Origin of the sequence: Mycobacterium sp. ACS4054 (genome assembly GCF_001667275.1) — a bacterium.
Classification (GTDB): Bacteria; Actinomycetota; Actinomycetes; order Mycobacteriales; family Mycobacteriaceae; genus Mycobacterium.
Genome location: NZ_LZHV01000073.1, coordinates 1 through 16,475, shown reverse-complemented (window position 1 = coordinate 16,475; position 16,475 = coordinate 1). Strand labels below are relative to the sequence as shown.

The 16,475-nt window shown below is 69.1% G+C and carries 13 protein-coding genes; 8 read left to right on the top strand and 5 right to left on the bottom strand.

Features of this window, described 5'->3' with window-relative positions; genetic code table 11:
* The first annotated feature begins 99 nt into the window (after window positions 1-99).
* Complete coding sequence (locus A5730_RS22900) at window positions 100-1,515, top strand: MFS transporter (protein ID WP_197506327.1); 1,416 nt, start codon at window positions 100-102, stop codon at window positions 1,513-1,515.
* Between the two features lie 7 nt (window positions 1,516-1,522).
* Here A5730_RS22900 and A5730_RS22895 read toward each other — a convergent pair whose 3' ends face one another.
* Window positions 1,523-2,776, bottom strand: coding sequence for a DNA polymerase domain-containing protein (locus tag A5730_RS22895; RefSeq protein ID WP_067905613.1), 1,254 nt, complete (start codon window positions 2,774-2,776; stop codon window positions 1,523-1,525).
* 59 nt (window positions 2,777-2,835) lie between these two features.
* Here A5730_RS22895 and fadD2 point away from each other — a divergent pair, with 59 nt between their 5' ends.
* The gene (gene fadD2 / locus A5730_RS22890) at window positions 2,836-4,515 is read left to right on the top strand and encodes a long-chain-fatty-acid--CoA ligase FadD2 (protein WP_067905734.1); all 1,680 of its coding nucleotides are present in this window, start codon (window positions 2,836-2,838) and stop codon (window positions 4,513-4,515) included.
* A 9-nt stretch (window positions 4,516-4,524) separates the two neighbouring features.
* Here the strand turns inward: fadD2 and A5730_RS22885 are convergent, their stop codons facing one another.
* From A5730_RS22885 to A5730_RS22875, 3 genes are all read right to left on the bottom strand, one after another.
* Entirely contained in the window at window positions 4,525-4,890 is a 366-nt protein-coding gene (locus A5730_RS22885; protein WP_067905611.1) for an ATPase, read from the bottom strand.
* A gap of 937 nt (window positions 4,891-5,827) precedes the next feature.
* A complete protein-coding gene (locus A5730_RS22880; RefSeq protein WP_067905609.1) occupies window positions 5,828-8,038 on the bottom strand; it encodes an acyl-CoA dehydrogenase in 2,211 nt (736 codons plus the stop codon).
* Window positions 8,039-8,139: 101 nt separating this feature from the next.
* On the bottom strand, window positions 8,140-9,273 hold the full coding sequence (locus tag A5730_RS22875; RefSeq protein WP_067905607.1) for an alpha/beta hydrolase: 1,134 nt from the start codon (window positions 9,271-9,273) through the stop codon (window positions 8,140-8,142).
* Between the two features lie 112 nt (window positions 9,274-9,385).
* On the opposite strand from A5730_RS22875, the gene A5730_RS22870 reads away from it, so the two are divergent.
* From A5730_RS22870 to A5730_RS22855, 4 genes are all read left to right on the top strand, one after another.
* Window positions 9,386-9,967, top strand: coding sequence for a VOC family protein (locus A5730_RS22870; protein ID WP_067905605.1), 582 nt, complete (start codon window positions 9,386-9,388; stop codon window positions 9,965-9,967).
* Window positions 9,967-10,515 carry a hypothetical protein gene (locus tag A5730_RS22865; RefSeq protein ID WP_067905603.1) on the top strand — a complete coding sequence of 183 codons (549 nt, stop codon included), beginning with the start codon at window positions 9,967-9,969 and terminating at the stop codon, window positions 10,513-10,515. The genes A5730_RS22870 and A5730_RS22865 overlap by 1 nt, the downstream gene beginning before the upstream one ends.
* Before the next feature lie 301 nt (window positions 10,516-10,816).
* Entirely contained in the window at window positions 10,817-12,253 is a 1,437-nt protein-coding gene (locus A5730_RS22860; RefSeq protein WP_067905601.1) for a condensation domain-containing protein, read from the top strand.
* Between the two features lie 2 nt (window positions 12,254-12,255).
* Entirely contained in the window at window positions 12,256-13,602 is a 1,347-nt protein-coding gene (locus tag A5730_RS22855) for a hypothetical protein (protein ID WP_067905599.1), read from the top strand.
* Window positions 13,603-13,611: 9 nt separating this feature from the next.
* Here A5730_RS22855 and A5730_RS22850 read toward each other — a convergent pair whose 3' ends face one another.
* Window positions 13,612-14,280: a TetR/AcrR family transcriptional regulator gene (locus A5730_RS22850; protein WP_067905597.1), complete on the bottom strand. Its 669-nt coding sequence runs from the start codon at window positions 14,278-14,280 to the stop codon at window positions 13,612-13,614.
* Between the two features lie 81 nt (window positions 14,281-14,361).
* Between A5730_RS22850 and A5730_RS22845 the strand changes: the two genes are divergently transcribed.
* The gene (locus A5730_RS22845) at window positions 14,362-15,273 is read left to right on the top strand and encodes an oxygenase MpaB family protein (protein WP_067905595.1); all 912 of its coding nucleotides are present in this window, start codon (window positions 14,362-14,364) and stop codon (window positions 15,271-15,273) included.
* 95 nt (window positions 15,274-15,368) lie between these two features.
* A partial coding sequence (locus A5730_RS22840; protein ID WP_067905593.1) for a PPE family protein occupies window positions 15,369-16,475 on the top strand: 1,107 nt, incomplete at its 3' end.

Here is a 16,475-nt window from a genome sequence, read left to right as displayed (position 1 = left end):
AGTTCTGACAACGGGCGAATGGCCGCTGCGAGATCCACGTATCTCCGGCGTAACTGCGCCCACGCAGACCGGTAACAGTCCTTTCCTAGCGTCGGGACCGTGACTGTGACGACCCCCGCAGAACCGACCACGCCGGTCCTCGCCCCCGCGCCCGAGCGCCCACCGCACCGCGGCGGGCACTGGATCGACGACTGGCGGCCCGAAGACCCCGAGTTCTGGGACACCACCGGCAAGCCGATCGCCCGCCGCAACCTGATCTTCTCGATCTTCGCCGAGCATGTCGGGTTCAGCGTGTGGATGCTGTGGAGCATCGTCGTCGTCCACATGACCGCCGGCGCCCACGGGCACCCGTCGGCGTCCGGCTGGGCGCTGACCGCGAGCCAGGCGCTGTGCCTGGTCGCCGTGCCCAGCGGGGTGGGCGCCTTCCTGCGCCTGCCCTACACGTTCGCGGTCCCGCTGTTCGGTGGCCGCAACTGGACCACCATCTCGGCGGCCCTGCTGTTGATCCCGTGCGCGCTGCTGGCCTGGGCGGTCGGCCACCCCGGGCTGTCGTTCGGCGTGCTGGTCGCGATCGCCGCGACCGCGGGCTTCGGCGGCGGCAACTTCGCGTCGTCGATGGCCAACATCTCCTTCTTCTACCCGGAGAAGGAGAAGGGCTGGGCGCTGGGCCTCAACGCGGCCGGCGGCAACATCGGCGTGGCCGTGGTGCAGAAGATCATCCCGCCGATCGTCGTCGCGGGGGGCGGGGTGGCGCTCTCGCGCGCCGGCCTGTTCTACGTGCCGCTGGCCGTGGTGGCCGCGGTGTGCGCCTTCCTGTTCATGAACAACCTGTCCGAGGCCAAGGCCGACGTGAAGCCGGTCTGGCAGTCGCTGCGCCACCGGGACACCTGGGTGATGTCGCTGCTCTACATCGGCACGTTCGGCTCGTTCATCGGCTACTCGGCGGCCTTCCCGACCCTGCTCAAGACGGTGTTCGGCCGCGGCGACATCGCCCTGACCTGGGCCTTCCTCGGCGCCTGCATCGGGTCGGTGATCCGCCCTGTGGGTGGGAGGCTGGCCGACCGGATCGGCGGGGCGCGCATCACCGCCGCCAGCTTCGTCATGCTGGCCGCGGGCGCCTCGGCGGCGCTGTGGTCGGTGCACGCCAGAAATCTGCCGTTGTTCTTCGCCAGCTTCATGTTCTTGTTCGTCGCGACCGGCATCGGCAACGGCTCGACCTACCGGATGATCTCCCGGATCTTCATGATCAAGGGCGAGCTCGCCGGCGGCGATGCCGACACCATGGTGCACATGCGCCGCCAGGCCGCGGGCGCGCTGGGCGTGATCTCGTCGATCGGCGCCTTCGGCGGGTTCGTCGTGCCGCTGGCCTACGCCTGGTCGAAGTCCCAATTCGGCAGCATCGAACCCGCGCTGCGGTTCTACGTGGCCTTCTTCCTCGGCCTGCTGGTGGTGACCTGGTACTGCTACCTGCGCAAGAAGAGCGCCTCCAACGCCCTAGCGCGGGCCGGGGTGTAGCGCGGCCTCACGGGCGCTGCCTGCCGCCGTAACCCTCCCAGGGGCTGTAGTCGGCGATCAGGTCCTCCTGCGGAGGCCGCTGGTCGGCCGGCACGTGCTGCAGGTTGATCCGGATCCGGTACCAGATCGAACTCGGCCCGCGCATGCCGTCGACCAGGACGTCGGCCGGCTGCAGCAGGCGCGACGCGTCCGGGTAGCGGCCGCGCCAGGTGTCCAGCGCGGCGAGCGCCTCGTCCTTGGTCTTGGTGCGGGCGATCTCGATGAGCGGCATCACCGACCTGCGCCGCCCGGCCAAGCTGGCGCCGGATCCCCTGGGCGCCCGCTCCGGAGGGCCCATCTCCTCGGCCAGCACCAGCAGCCGGTTTAGGTCACCGACGGCGTCGTCCATGCCCTCCCACGGGTCGCCCAGAGCGGCGAACCGCTCGGGCACCGTGTCAATGGTGAACTCCTCGGGGCGGCGCTCGGTGACCTCGTCCCACCGCAGCGGCGTCGACACCCGGGCGTCCGGCGTCGCCCGCACCGAGTACGCGGACGCGACCGTGCGGTCCTTGGCGTTCTGGTTGAAGTCGACGAACACCTCTTCGCCGCGCTCCTCCTTCCACCAGCGGCTGGTCGCCGCGTCGGGGATCCGCCGCTCGACCTCGCGGGCCACCGTCTGGGCGGCCAGCCGGACTTGCCGGAACTCCCACCGCGGGGCGATCCGGGCGTAGATGTGAAAGCCGCGCGAACCCGACGTCTTCGGCCAGGCGACCAGGCCGTAGTCCTCGAGCACCTCGCGCGCCACCAGGGCCACGTCGACGATGCGCCCCCAGGAGACCCCGGGCATCGGATCCAGGTCCACCCGCAGTTCGTCGGGGTGGTCGAGGTCGTCGGCCAGCACCGGATGCGGGTTGAGGTCGACGCAACCCAGGTTGATCGCCCAGGCGAGGCCGGCGGCGTCGTGGATGACGGCCTCCGCGGCGGACGTGCCCCGGGCGTAGCGCAGTTCGGCGACGTCCACGAAGTCGGGCCGGTTCTGCGGCGCGCGCTTCTGGAAGACGGCCTCCTCGGTGATGCCCTTGACGAAGCGTTTGAGGATCATGGGCCGCCCGGCGACGCCGCGCAGCGCCCCGTCGGCGACGGACAGGTAGTAGCGGACCAGGTCCAACTTGGTGTGCGGCCCCGAACCGTCGTGCGCCCCGAAAACCACCCTGTCGGGATGGGTGATGGTGACCCGGTGTCCGGCCACTTCCAGTACCGCCGGACCGGTCATGTTCATCATCGTAAGTCGATGGGTACATACCCCTGGTAATGCGACGGACGTCACATAGGGTGGGATTCATGCCTAATCTGATTGGCCTGCCCGGGCAGGCGGTTGCCAAGGTTCAGCAGTACTTGGAGCGCGGCTCGGCGGAACTGCACTACGTGCGGAAGATCTTCGAGGCGGGCGCGTTCCGGCTGGAGCCGCCGCAGAACTACGCGGCCATGGCCAACGACATCTACAAGTGGGGCGAGTTCGGCATGCTGCCGTCGCTCAACGCCCGACGCCATCCCGACCGGGCCGCCTGCATCGACGAGGACGGCGAGTTCAGCTTCAAAGAGCTCGACGACGCCGCCCACGCGGTGGCGAACGGCCTCATCGAGATGGGCGTCAAGGGCGGTGACGGGATCGCGATCCTCGCCCGCAACACCCGCTGGTTCCTGATCGCCTACTTCGGCGCAGCCCGGGTCGGCGCCCGCATCATCCTGCTCAACAGCGAGTTCTCCGGGCCGCAGATCAAGGAGGTGTCCGAGCGCGAGGGCGCCAAGCTGATCATCTACGACGACGAGTACACCAAGGCCGTCAGCAAGGCCGAGCCGGAACTGGGCTTCCTGCGCGCGCTGGGCACCAACCCCGACGCCGACGAGCCGTCGGGCAGCAAGGACGAGACGCTGGCCGACCTGATCGAGCGCAGCAGCTCCGAGCCCGCCCCGAAGGCGAGCAAGCACTCGTCGATCATCATCCTGACCAGCGGCACCACCGGCACGCCGAAGGGGGCCAACCGCAGCACCCCGCCGACGCTGGCGCCGATCGGAGGGATCCTGTCGCACGTGCCGTTCAAGGCCAACGAGGTGACCTCGCTGCCCGCGCCGATGTTCCACGCGCTGGGTTTTCTGCACGGCACCATCGCGATGTTCCTCGGCTCGACCCTGGTGTTGCGGCGCAAGTTCAAGCCGCCGCTGGTGCTCGAGGACATCGAGAAGCACAAGGTGACGGCCATGGTCGTGGTGCCGGTGATGCTGTCCCGGATCGTCGACGCGATCGAGAAGATGGACAAAAAGCCGGACCTGTCGAGCCTGAAGATCGTGTTCATCTCCGGATCGCAGTTGGGTGCCGAGCTGGCCACCCGCGCCCTCAAGGACCTGGGTCCGGTGATCTACAACATGTACGGCTCGACCGAGATCGCGTTCGCCACCATCGCCGGGCCGAAGGACCTGGAGAAGAACGCCGCGACGGTTGGTCCGGTGGTCAAGGGCGTGAAGGTGAAGATCCTCGACGACAACGGTAAGGAGAAGCCGCAGGGTGAGGTCGGGCGGATCTTCGTCGGCAACGCCTTCCCGTTCGAGGGCTACACCGGCGGCGGGCACAAGGAGATCGTCGACGGCCTGATGTCCTCGGGCGACGTGGGTTATTTCGACGAGGACGGGCTGCTGTACGTCAGCGGCCGCGACGACGAGATGATCGTCTCCGGCGGCGAGAACGTCTTCCCCGCCGAGGTCGAGGACTGCCTCAGCGGGCACCCCGACGTCGTCGAGGCCACCGCGATCGGCGTCGAGGACAAGGAGTGGGGACACCGGCTGCGTGCTTTCGTGGTCAAGAAGGACGGCTCCGATGTCGACGAGGACACCCTCAAAAAGCACGTGCGGGAGGAGCTGGCCAGGTACAAGGTGCCGCGCGAAGTCATCTTCCTCGACGAGCTGCCGCGCAACCCGACGGGCAAGGTCCTAAAACGCGAGCTGCGTGAGATGGAAATCGACTAGCCCCGCGGGCTAGCGCCGGTCTTTGATGGCGCGGGTGATCTGTGCCGAGAGCTTGGGGTCGACCAGAAGCTGGTCGATGAGCGCGGTGAGGACCTCTTGTCCGGTCACCCGGGCGACTCCCAGCCGATCGGCCGCCTCCCGCTGCCAGATGTCGAGCGCGCGATGGGTGGCCGCCGAGAGGTCGACGGTGCGCCGCGTCCGCTGACCCCGTCCGGCCTGTCCGGCCGCGGGCTGGCCGACCATCCGCTGGGGACTCTGCTGGCCGAGCCCGGTGAGGCGCTCGGTGGGCGCGGCGTCTCCGGACGGGCCGGCCGACGGCGCGGGGCCGCTCACCGTGCCCGCGCCGGGTCCGATGTGGCTGGGGTTGAAGTTCACTGCGGCGGTCGTCCTCCGGTGAGTGGCCAATCAGTAAATCAGCGCTCGAGTGTGTCAATACTGATTCTTCCACCGACGGCGCCGTAAGTCGCGCCCCCGGCCCAAACGTGCCGCGCGGGCGTTCGCGGCCACCGGCCCCACGGCGGAAAACTCCAGCAAACGTCCATAAATTGCTAATCACGCCCGCTCCATGGCAGGATCCGCGGGCGTTCGGCGCGGCTCGGTTATGCGTAATTCAGACAATCCGCCGATACGTAATAGCGGAGATCCGTATGTCAGTAGATCGGCTTTGAACAGCTAATTTGGTTGAGTCCTCTAGTCAGTATTGGGCAATATCCTGATTTATGGAACTCAGGTGAAATATAAATTCATTTGTCATATGTTACATAATTCACAGCATAATTAATGCATAGTCGCGTTGTTTGCCGGGAAACTTCTAGCTAACGTTGGTTTCATGGGTCCTGGAAGGAGCTGGCGATGATGATCTCGTCACGACCGCTGCGCCACGCGGCGGTGGGCGCGGTCGGGGCATCCGCGATGGCCGGGGCGCTGCTGTGCGGTGCCGGCCCCGTGGCCCACGCCGCTCCTGTGCCAGGAACTCACACCAGCTTCACCACCACCGGTCCGCACGGCGCGCCCGGTGGACCCGGAATCATTCCGGACCGGCCAGGCGGGGGTCATGGCGGCTCCGGATGGGGCGGCGGCCACGGATGGGGCGGGGGAGGCCACCGTGGTTGGGTATCGGGCAACCGCGGATTCTGGGCACCCGGGCACTGGTGGAACTGGTGGTGGTGAACCACCTCCCGTGGTAACCGGTCAGCCTTGGCGTGCCGATCCACATTAGGCTGACCGGCCCACGGGATTTGGGGGACCCATGCCGGCCTGACCACCCCTCAGGTCGGCATGGCCCTCTCCAGGGCCAAAGCCCAAGCGCGCGTTAGGGATCGCGGGGAAGCCCGAGCAGCCGCTCGGCGATGATGTTCAACTGCACCTCGGAGGTGCCCCCGTAGATCGTGGTTGCGCGGCTGGCCAACAGGTATTCGCCCCACATGCCGGCCGGTTCGTCCGTGCCGCCGATCGCGGCGTCGGTGCCGAACGAGGACACCGCGAACTCGGCGTATCCCTGCCCGGTGCGCATCGACAGCAGCTTGGAGATCGCCGCCGACGGCATGGCGTCGCCGCCGGCCAAGGTCAGCAGCGTCGAGCGCAGGTTCAGCACCTTTGCGGCGTGGCCCTCGGCGATCAACTGGCCCGCCCGGTGCTGCGCGACCGGGTCGAATTGCCCCTCGCGAACGAAGTCGACGAACTGCCCCAGCGTGGCCAGGAAGTTCGCCTCACTGCTGCCGATCGAAACCCGTTCCGCGGTAAGGGTATTGCGGCTGACCTCCCAACCCCGGTTCACTTCGCCGAGCACGCATTCGTCGGGCACGAACACGTCGTCGATGTAGACGGTGTTGAACATCGCGTTGCCGGTGAGCTCGCGCAGCGGCTTCACCTCGACGCCCTCGCTGTGCATGTCCAGCAGGAAGTAGGTGATTCCGTTGTGCTTGGGCGCCGACGGGTCCGTCCTGGCCAGCAGCGCACCCCACTGGGACAGCTGCGCCGCCGTGGTCCAGATCTTCTGGCCGGTGATGCGCCAGCCGCCGTCGGTTCGCGTCGCCTTCGTGCTCAGTCCCGCCAGGTCCGAGCCGGCGCCCGGCTCGGAGAACAGCTGGCACCAGATCATCTCGCCGCGGAAGGTCGGCGGCAGGAATCGCTGCTTTTGCTCCTCGGTGCCGAAGGCCACGATCGACGGGATGATCCACGTCGCGATGCCCATCTGCGGCCGCTTGACCCGCCCGGCGGTGAACTCCTGGGCGATGATGATCTGTTCGACCGGGCCGGCGGCGCGGCCCCATGGCTTCGGCAGGTACGGCAGCGCCCAGCCGCCCTCGGCGATGGCGACCTTGCGCTGGTCGCGCTCCATCGCCTTGAGCGCGCCGACCTCGGCTCGGATCTCCTCCCGCAGTTTCTCGGTGTCGGGGTCGAGGTCGATGTCGACGGCCCGCATGCCGGTGCCGGTGGCGGTGTGCACCACCTTCTGCGGGTACTCCGAACCCCGGCCGAAGGAGGCGGCCAGCATCAGCGCCCTTCGGTAGTACACGTTCGTGTCGTGCTCCCAGGTGAAGCCGATCCCGCCGTGCACCTGGATGCAATCCTGCGCGCACCGCTGAGCGGCCGCCGGCGCCAGCGTCGCCGCGACGGCGGCGGCGAAGTCGACGTGGGAACCGGCTGTGTCCCAATCGTTTTCCCGCGCCTCGTCGATGGCGCGGGCGGCGTCCCACACCGCGGCGGTGGCCCGCTCGGTGTCGGCGATCATCTCCGCGCACTTGTGCTTGATGGCCTGGAACTGGCCGATCGGCCGGCCGAACTGCTCGCGAATCTTGGCGTACTGCGACGCCGTGTCGGTCGCCCAGCGCGCCACCCCGATCGCCTCGGCGGACAGCAGCGTCGTCATCAGCGCGTGCGCGGTCGCCATGCTCAGGTTGCACAGGGCGGCATCGGCGGCGACCTCGACGGCGTTGGCCCGCACGTGGGCGACGGGGCGCAGCGGGTCAATGCTTTTCACGGGCTCGATCTCGAGCTCCTCGGCGCGCAGCACCACCCATTCCTCGCCGCTGTCGATCGCGACCGGGAGCACCAGCACGGACGCCTGCGCCGCCGCGGGAACCGCGCGCACCTCGCCGCGCAGCACCAGCGTTTCGTCGTTGGGGCCGTGCCGGGTGGCGGTCAGCCCGCAGCAGTCCAGCGCGTAGGCGGCGATGGCGGCGCCGGACGCCAGCTCGGAAAGCACCTTCGCGTTCGGGTCGTTGGCGGAGATCAGGGCGCTCGCGATCGCCGACGGCACGAAGGGCCCGGGCACCGCTCCGTAGCCGAATTCGGCCAGCACGATGGCCAACTCGAGGATGCCGAAGCCCTGCCCGCCCACCGACTCGGCCAGATGCAGGCCCTGCAGACCCTGCTCGGCCGCCGCCTGCCAGTACGGCGGGGGATTGTCGATCGGGGTTTCCATTGCCGCGTGCAACGCCTCGGACGGCGCGATGCGCGCCACCAGGGACCGCACCGAATCGGCCAGGTCTTGATGCTCAGGAGTGATAGCGATCGGCATTGGTCGCCTTCCCATGCTTTCGAGTTCCGTCTCGGCCAAGCACCTTCCAAACTAACAACCGGTCGGTTGGTTGACCACAGGGGTCAGCAGGTGACGGGGCCTCAGCGGAACCGCTTGGCGATCCACTTCGCGATGATGTCGGCCTGCTCGCTGCGGGCGCCCGGGGTGGCGAAGTAGTGGTCGGTGTCGATCGATGCCTGCGTCTTGTCGGCGGCGGCCAGCGCGGTGAAAATCCGTTGGGCGTCCGACGGAAAGACGCCGGTGTCGGCGTCGGCGTTGATCACCAGGGCGGGGCAGGTGATCCGGGCCAGGTGCGGTTCGGCCCGGGTCTGCGCCACCCGGAGGCTCCACATCCCCAGCCAGCTGCGCAGGGTGCAGGCCGCGGCGATCCCGTGCGCGGACCGGTTCGCCTTCGCGGGCGGGCCGGCGTAGCACATGTTCGGTTGCCGCTTGGTCGGCTCGATGGTGGCGTCGACCATCCGGGGGTCCGCCCAGGTGCGCATGACGCTGAACGGGCGGTCGGAAAACCCCGCGGCGCGAACGCGTTTGAACTCCTTCTCGGCCCAGTCGGTGATGGCGTGGTTGCGCGCGGTCTGCGCGCGGCGGTAGCGGGTGAGGAAGTCCGGCGAATAGGGCGGCCCGTTGCGCTCGTTGAACAGGTCCAGGTCGGCGTCGGTGGCGACCGGGTCGTTCTCGTCGACGACGGCCGCGTCCATCCAGGCCGTCAGCACGTCGGGCCGCCCCGGATGCGCGGCGGTGGCCACGTAACCGTCCGCGGCCGGCAATTCCGTGACGCCCGCCGCCGGCCGCATCCCGTCCAGCGGGGTCACGTTCGGCTCCACGGCCTGCGACTGATACGCGGCCATCAACGAGCCGCCACCCGAGTTACCAAGCAACACAACCGTTTCCACGCCCTGCACTTCGCGCAGCCAGCGCACGCCGACGCCGATGTCGACCAGCGCGTGGTCGAGCACGAAGCTGCTTTCGAAGCCCCGGAACCGGGTGTTCCAGCCCAGGAAGCCGACGCCGCGGGTGGCCATGTAGTCGGCGAGGTAGTGCTCGGAGAAGTCGATCTGGTAGTGCGTGGCGATCATCGCCACCTTGGGCTTGCGACCCACCCCGCGGTGGTACAGCCCCTGGCAGGGATGCCCACCGGCGCCGGCGCGCGCGGCAGTGCGCGACGGTAGCCCGACGAACTCGCGGACCACCCCTGCGGCACCGGTGTGAAGAGTCATTTCAGCGGCCCTGCTGGCGATGAACTTTTCGAAAGAAAACTCGAAGCTGATGTTAGATTCAGAATTACATCTTGGCCAGGACTCCAAGCCGGGGACCGAGGGGAGCCGCGCGATGATCAAGCCGCACAACACCAACACCGAATTCGAACTCGGCGGGATCAACCACGTCGCGCTGGTCTGCTCGGACATGGCTCGCACCGTGGACTTCTACACCAACATCCTCGGCATGCCGCTGATCAAGTCGCTCGACTTGCCCGGCGGGCAGGGACAGCACTTCTTTTTCGACGCCGGCAACGGTGACTGCGTCGCCTTCTTCTGGTTCGCCGACGCCCCGGACCGGGTGCCGGGCATCTCGTCGCCGGGCGCCATCCCCGGCATCGGCGACATCACGAGCGCGGTGAGCACCATGAACCACCTGGCGTTCCACGTGCCGGCCGAGAAGTTCGACGCCTACCGCCAGCGGCTCAAGGACAAAGGGGTCCGGGTCGGCCCGGTGCTCAACCACGACGAGAGCCCGATGCAAGTGTCCGCGACGGTGCACCCCGGGGTGTACGTGCGGTCGTTCTACTTCCAGGATCCCGACGGCATTACGCTCGAATTCGCCTGCTGGGTCAAGGAATTCGATACCAGCGACGCGCAGGCCGTGCCGAAGACGGCGGCGGATCGCCGACCCCCGGTGGCCGCCGGTCGCTGATGACCGACGGCATCCTCACCGACGCACAGATCGCGGCCCTCACGCCCGATCAGCGACGGCTGCTCATCAAACGGCTCGAGCAACCGCTGAGCGACCTGATCGATCCGGCGCTGCTGGCCCGTGTGCGGCGCATCCGGCTCAGCCTGATGGTCGGCGGCTCGATGGCGATGGTGCCGTGGCTGGGGTACCTGTCGGTGACGCTGCCGGAGAACTACGTCGCCCACAATTGGCCCCTCACCTGGGTCGGCTTCGACATTCTGCTGGTGTCGTTCATGGTGGCGACGGCGACGCTGGGATACCTGCGCCGCCAACTGCTGGTCCCCGCCGCCTTCACCACCGGGGTGTTGCTGATCTGCGACGCGTGGTTCGACCTGATGACCGCCGGGGGAAAGGACGTGTGGCTGTCGATCGCCACTGCGCTGCTGATCGAGTTGCCGCTGGCGGCCTTCATGATCTTCAGCGCGCAGCGGCTGATCCGGCTCACCATGATGCGGCTGTGGTTGCTGGACCCCAAGATGCACCTCTGGCAGCTGCCGCTGTTCCCCTGAGGCCGTGCGGGTTTGGCCCGCCGCTCTGGCGCGAGGAGAGCACACTACTGCCACGACGGCGGCGACACACGAAATTGCGAATCTTGGAAAAACCGGGTGAACGCCCCCTTCCTCGACTACCGTCCAATAGCAGCGACACAGGGGGGTGCAAGCGACGCCGTAAGTTCAGCCCAACGCGCGCGTCGAAGAATCCCAACACATAACTGGATTCATGCTGCGCGGAAAGTCCTTCGCCGCACGGCTTCTCGGCTCCTCCCACGCCGCGCCAGAACGTCCGCAGCACGGAATGAGGACTGAGTCAATGGTCGCACTCGGTAACATCTACGAATGGCAGCCGGCCCACGGTCCGCTCACCATGTGGACGGCCACGCCGTCGTCGCATGCGGCGGCCCGCGCCGCGCAACCAAGCGATCTGGCTCCGAGTTACCAACAGGCGCAACACCTCTGGGCGGCCTTCCACGGCAGGGCGATGAACCGGGAGCTACCGCGCCTGATGATCGTGTCCTGGGACATTCCCGGCACGTGCGACATCGCGGCGATGACTGCGGCGGTCAACGCGCATGTCCGCCGGCACGACACCTACCACAGTTGGTATGAATTCAACGACGGCGTCATCGTGCGCCACGCGCTCGACGACCCCGCCCTGATCGATTTCGTTCCCGTCTCGTTCGGGCACCAGACCGTTGACGAGGTGCGCACCCACGTCCTGACGACGACCCCCGGAACGCTCGAATGGGGTTCCTTCACCTACGGCGTCGTCCAGCAAGCCGACTACTTCACGTTCTATGCGAGCGTCGACCACCTGCACATCGATGGCCTGTCCGCCGGCGTCATCTTCGTCGACATCCACCTGGCCTATCAGGAACTCGCGCGGGGGCGGCAGCCGAGCGCGCTGCCCGAGGCCACGAGCTACCGGGACTACACCGCCCGGCAGCGCGAACGGGTAGCCGGGCTGACGCTGTCGTCTTCGGAGATCAAGGACTGGATCGCGTTCGCACGCGACACCGACGGCGACTGGCCCAGCTTCCCCCTGCCCCTGGGGGACACCTGGGCCAGCAGCAGGGGTGACCTGGTGACCGTCGATCTGTTGGACGCCGCGCAGACGGAGGCTTTCGACGCCGCCTGCGGCGCGGCCGGTGCCCGGTTCATCGGCGGGGTGCTGGCCTGCACGGCGCTGGCCGAGCGGGAATTGACGGGCGGGGCCGTCTATCACGGGTTCACGGCCCGCGACACCCGCACGCCGGGCGTCGACACCATGACCGTGGGCTGGTTCGCCAGCCTGGTCCCGGTGACGGTGCCGACCGGCGGCACCACCTTCGCCGAGGCGGCCCGTGCCGCGCAGAAGTCGTTCGACGCGGCCAAGGACCTCGCCGGTGTCCCGGTCGAGCGGCTGATCGAGCTGGCGACGCCCGACGAGCTGGGCATCAAGTTGCCCACGCGCCTGCCGATGATGTTGTCTTTCCTCGACTTTCGCAAGATACCGCTCGCGGGGCTGTGGGCGGAGACCAACTTCGGCACCTACGGCGACAGCCTGTCCCACGGCGGGATCAACATGTGGATCAACCGGCACGCGGAAAAGACCACGGTCACGATGTCCTTCCCGGACAACGCGATCGCGCGCGAGTCGGTGGACCGCTACATCGCGACGCTGGGCGAGACCTTCGCCCGCGCCATCGATGCGGCCACCGGCGAGCCGCGCGCGGACGCGCCCACCCGCAACGACGACGAGGCGGCCTAGGCGTGAGCAACCTGCTGGATCTGGCCGACCAGACCCTTTTCCTCGGTGAGCGGGCGACGGCCACCACCAGTGTGGTGCAGACGATCTGGGTGTACGACCGCGCCGTCGACCTCGACGGCCTGCGCGCCTTCTACCACCACCTCGGTCGGGGCCGATTGCGCCGCCGCATCGAACGGTCCCCCTTGCCGTTCGGCCGGCACCGCTGGGTCGCCCCCACCAACCAGTCGGACCTGGAGATCGTCGCGACGCCCCGGCCGCGCGACGGCGTCGACGCCTGGCTGGACGAGCAGGCGGGTAGGCGGCCGGACGCCGAGCGGGGGCCCGGCTGGCACCTTGCGGTGCTCCCGCTGACCGACGGGGGCACGGCGGTGAGCCTGGTGGTCACCCACACGCTCACCGACGGCGTCGGGCTGTGCGAGGCGCTGGCGGACGCGGCGTGCGGCCGCGACGACGCGATCGACTGGCCGCCGGCGGGATCGCGGCCGCGGTGGCGGGCGCTGCGCGAGGATGCGCGCCAAACCGCCCGCGACACAACGGATGTGGGCCGCGCCGTGCTCGCGGCGGCGCGCATGGCCCGGGCCGGCCGGGGCGCCGCCCCCGGCGGGGCCAAGAAGCGCCCGGCGCCGCCCACCGGACCCGACGAGCCCATCACGCTCCCCATGGCGACGGTCTTCGTCGACGCCGACGAGTGGGACGCCCGCGCGAGCGCCCTGGGGGGCACCAGCAACGCGCTGCTCGCGGGGTTGGCGGCCCACCTGGCCCGTCGGGTGGGCCGGGTCGCCGCCGACGGCACGGTCAACGTGGGCATGCCCGTCAACGAGCGCACGCCGGGCGACACCCGGGCCAACGCCGTCGTCAACGTCGACATCACGGTGGACCCCGCGCCCGCGACGACCGACCTGAGCGAGATCCGCGCCGGTATCAGGGACGCGCTGTCCCGGCACCAGGACGAGCCCGACGAGCGCTGGGCGTTGCTGCCGCTGGTTCCGCTGATCCCCAAGCGCGTGATGCGGCGACTGATCGGCGTGGTCACCGGCAGCGCGGTCACCGTGGTGTCATCCAACCTCGGGTCGCTGGACCCGGCCGTCAACCGGCCGGACGGCACGGACGCCGACCACTTCGCCATGAAGACGGTGTACCCGGGGGTGACCACCGCGACGATGTACAGCACCAACGGGGCGCTGGCGTTGCTGTCGGGGCGGGTGCACGGCCGGGTGTTCGTCTCCTTCCTGGCCTACGAGCTGGGCCGCCCGAACTCGAACGAGCAGTTGCGGCAACACATTTCGCGCGCAATGCGTGACTTCTCGCTGACCGCCACCACCGGGTGGCCCGCCGTCAGCCCGGTCTGAGACCGCGGCTCAGGAGTCCGCTCGCGACTCGGCCGCCGAATGCAGCCGGTACAGGTCGGGCTCGGCGAGTTCGTCGAGCAGCGCGGCCAGGTGGTCGACCAGCTGGTCCGGTTCGAGCCGGACGTCACCCGCGAGCCAGGCGCTGATGGTCTGCCCGACGCCGCCGACCACGAAGTGCGCGGCGGCCTTGATCCGGTCGTTCGCCGGCATCCGCAGCGCGGCTCCGACGTGCTGGCCCGACAGCATGGCGAACAGCGCGCTGGATTCGGCGCGCTTGCGCACGATCACCGGATCGGCCAGCTGCGTGCTGAACAGCAGGCGCCCCACCCGGGCGTCGTCGGCGATGGTGCGCACGATGTTGGCCATGCCCGCGCGGGTCTGCTCGTCCGGCGGCACGGCCGCGACCGCGGCCTGGGTGGTGGCGGCCAGCTCGGCGACGACCGAGTCGAACACGGAGGCGACGAATTCGTCTTTGTCGGCGAAGCTTTCGTAGAAGTACCGGGCCGCCAGCCCGGCCCGCCCGCACACGCCGCGGACGGTGACCGCCGCGACGCTCTGCTGTTCGGCGCCCAGTAACTCCAGGCCCGCGGCCAGCAGCCGGTTGCGGCGGGTGGCCAGCCGCTGGGTGGCCTCGACGCCGCGGTAGGGCCGCGCGCCCGACGGGTTCATGCGAACCATCTTGACACCAACGCGGCGACGCGACAATATCAGGAAACGGGCGTTCGCAGATTAGCGAAGGCGCCGCTGGAGGATCTGACCATGGCCATACCCGACGCCGTTCGCGAATCGGCCCGCCACGTCGAGCGCGCGATCACCGATCCGCCGCGGCAGTCCCCCGCGCGTCGGCGCCGGCGGGGGCTCGGCATCGACGAGGGGTTGATGGGGGTGGCGCTGCTGGCCGGCCCTGCGAACGTGATCATGCAATTGGCGCGCCCCGGTGTCGGATACGGCGTCATGGAGAGCCGCGTCGAAAGCGGCCGCGTCGACCTGCACCCGATCAAGCGCGCGCGCACCACCTTCACCTACCTGGCGGTGGCGACCAACGGCACCGACGCGCAGAAGGACGCCTTCCGCCGGGCGGTGAACCGGGCCCACGCGCAGGTCTACTCCACCCCGGACAGCCCGGTGTCCTACAACGCGTTCGACCCCGACCTGCAGCTGTGGGTGGGGGCCTGCCTGTACAAGGGCGGGGTCGACATCTACCGCATGTTCGTCGGCGAGCTGGACGGCGAGGACGCGGATCGCCACTACCGCGAGGGCATGGCGCTGGCCACCACCCTGCAGGTGCCGCCGGAAATGTGGCCCGCGGACCGGGCGGCGTTCGACCGGTACTGGCAGGAGTCGCTGGCCAAGGTGCACATCGACGACGCCGTGCGCGAGTACCTCTATCCCATCGCCGCCAACCGCATCCGGGGGCTGACGTTGCCGCGCCGGCTGCAGCGCGCCTCGGACAGCTTGGCGTTGCTGATCACCACGGGCTTTCTGCCGCAACGGTTTCGCGACGAGATGCGGCTGCCCTGGGACGCCAACAAGCAACGGCGCTTCGACAGGCTCATCGCGGCGCTGGCCCTGGTGAACCGCCGCCTGCCGCGGTTCGTCCGGCGCTTCCCGTTCAACGTCCTGCTCATCGACCTCGACCGCCGGATCAGGACGGGGCGCCCGTTGGTGTAGCGCGGGGGCGCGACGACCGGCGCCGAGTTGATAACGAAAATCATATTCATTAAGCTCTCCTCTGCCTGGTAAGCCCTCCAGTCCGAGGAGTACCTATGACGGCGCCGATCTGGATGGCCTCGCCACCGGAGGTGCACTCCGCCCTGCTCAGTAGCGGCCCCGGTCCGGCGTCGCTGCTGGCGGCGGCGGGGGCATGGTCCGAGCTGAGCACCGAATACGCTTCGGCCGCAGCGCAACTCAGCGGCATCGTGGCCGCGACGCAGGCCGGGGCGTGGGAGGGACCCAGCGCGGAGTCCTACGCGGCCGCGCACGCGCCCTACCTCGCGTGGCTGACGCAGGCCAGCGCGCACAGCGCGGCGGCCGCCACCCAACACGAGACCGCCGCCGTCGCCTACACCGCGGCCCTGGCCGCGATGCCGACGCTGCCGGAACTGGCCGCCAACCACACCGTGCACGGGGTCTTGGTGGCGACGAACTTCTTCGGCATCAACACGATTCCGATCGCGCTCAACGAGGCCGATTACGCGCGGATGTGGGTGCAGGCGGCCACTACGATGAGCACCTATCAGGCGGTCTCCACCGCGGCGGTGGCGGCGACCCCGCCCACCGATCCCGCGCCGCCGATCGTGAAATCCGACGCCACCGCCCGGGACTCGGGCGGCGACATCCACGACCCCACGATCGACAACCCGCTCGACGACTTCATCGCCAACATCCTGAGGAATCTCGGCATCAACTGGGACCCCGCGCAGGGCACCGTCAACGGGCTGCCCTACGACGCGTACACCAATGCGGGAGAACCGATCTTCTGGGTCGTCCGAGCGCTGGAACTGCTCGAGGACTTCCAGCAGTTCGGCTACTACCTGGTGCACAACCCTGCGCTGGCCTTCCAGTACATCGTGCAGCTCATCCTGTTCGACTGGCCGACGCACATCCTCGAAATCTTCACCAGCCAGCCCGAATTGCTGGCGCCGGCGGTGCTGCTGGCGGCGGCCCCGTTCGGCGCCGTGGCCGGGTTCACGGGGCTGGCCGGGCTGGCCGCCCTGCCCCAAACCGCGGCCGCGCCGGCGCCGGTCCCGGCGCCCGCCCCGATGCCCGCCCCGATGCCGGCCGTCGCGATGTCGCCGCCCACCGTCGCCCCGGCCGCGGCTCCCGCCTCGGCGCCGGCCTCCGCGCCCGCCCCGACCGCGAGCACGGTGACC

Excerpts from the sequence above, each read along its gene's own strand:
- A5730_RS22875 (WP_067905607.1), bottom strand. The coding sequence starts at position 9,273 with ATGACTCTTCACACCGGTGCCGCAGGGGTGGTCCGCGAGTTCGTCGGG.
- A5730_RS22895 (WP_067905613.1), bottom strand. The coding sequence starts at position 2,776 with ATGATGAACATGACCGGTCCGGCGGTACTGGAAGTGGCCGGACACCGG.
- A5730_RS22880 (WP_067905609.1), bottom strand. The coding sequence starts at position 8,038 with ATGCCGATCGCTATCACTCCTGAGCATCAAGACCTGGCCGATTCGGTG.
- A5730_RS22870 (WP_067905605.1), top strand. The coding sequence starts at position 9,386 with ATGATCAAGCCGCACAACACCAACACCGAATTCGAACTCGGCGGGATC.
- A5730_RS22860 (WP_067905601.1), top strand. The coding sequence starts at position 10,817 with ATGGTCGCACTCGGTAACATCTACGAATGGCAGCCGGCCCACGGTCCG.
- A5730_RS22845 (WP_067905595.1), top strand. The coding sequence starts at position 14,362 with ATGGCCATACCCGACGCCGTTCGCGAATCGGCCCGCCACGTCGAGCGC.
- A5730_RS22865 (WP_067905603.1), top strand. The coding sequence starts at position 9,967 with ATGACCGACGGCATCCTCACCGACGCACAGATCGCGGCCCTCACGCCC.
- A5730_RS22850 (WP_067905597.1), bottom strand. The coding sequence starts at position 14,280 with ATGGTTCGCATGAACCCGTCGGGCGCGCGGCCCTACCGCGGCGTCGAG.
- fadD2 (WP_067905734.1), top strand. The coding sequence starts at position 2,836 with ATGCCTAATCTGATTGGCCTGCCCGGGCAGGCGGTTGCCAAGGTTCAG.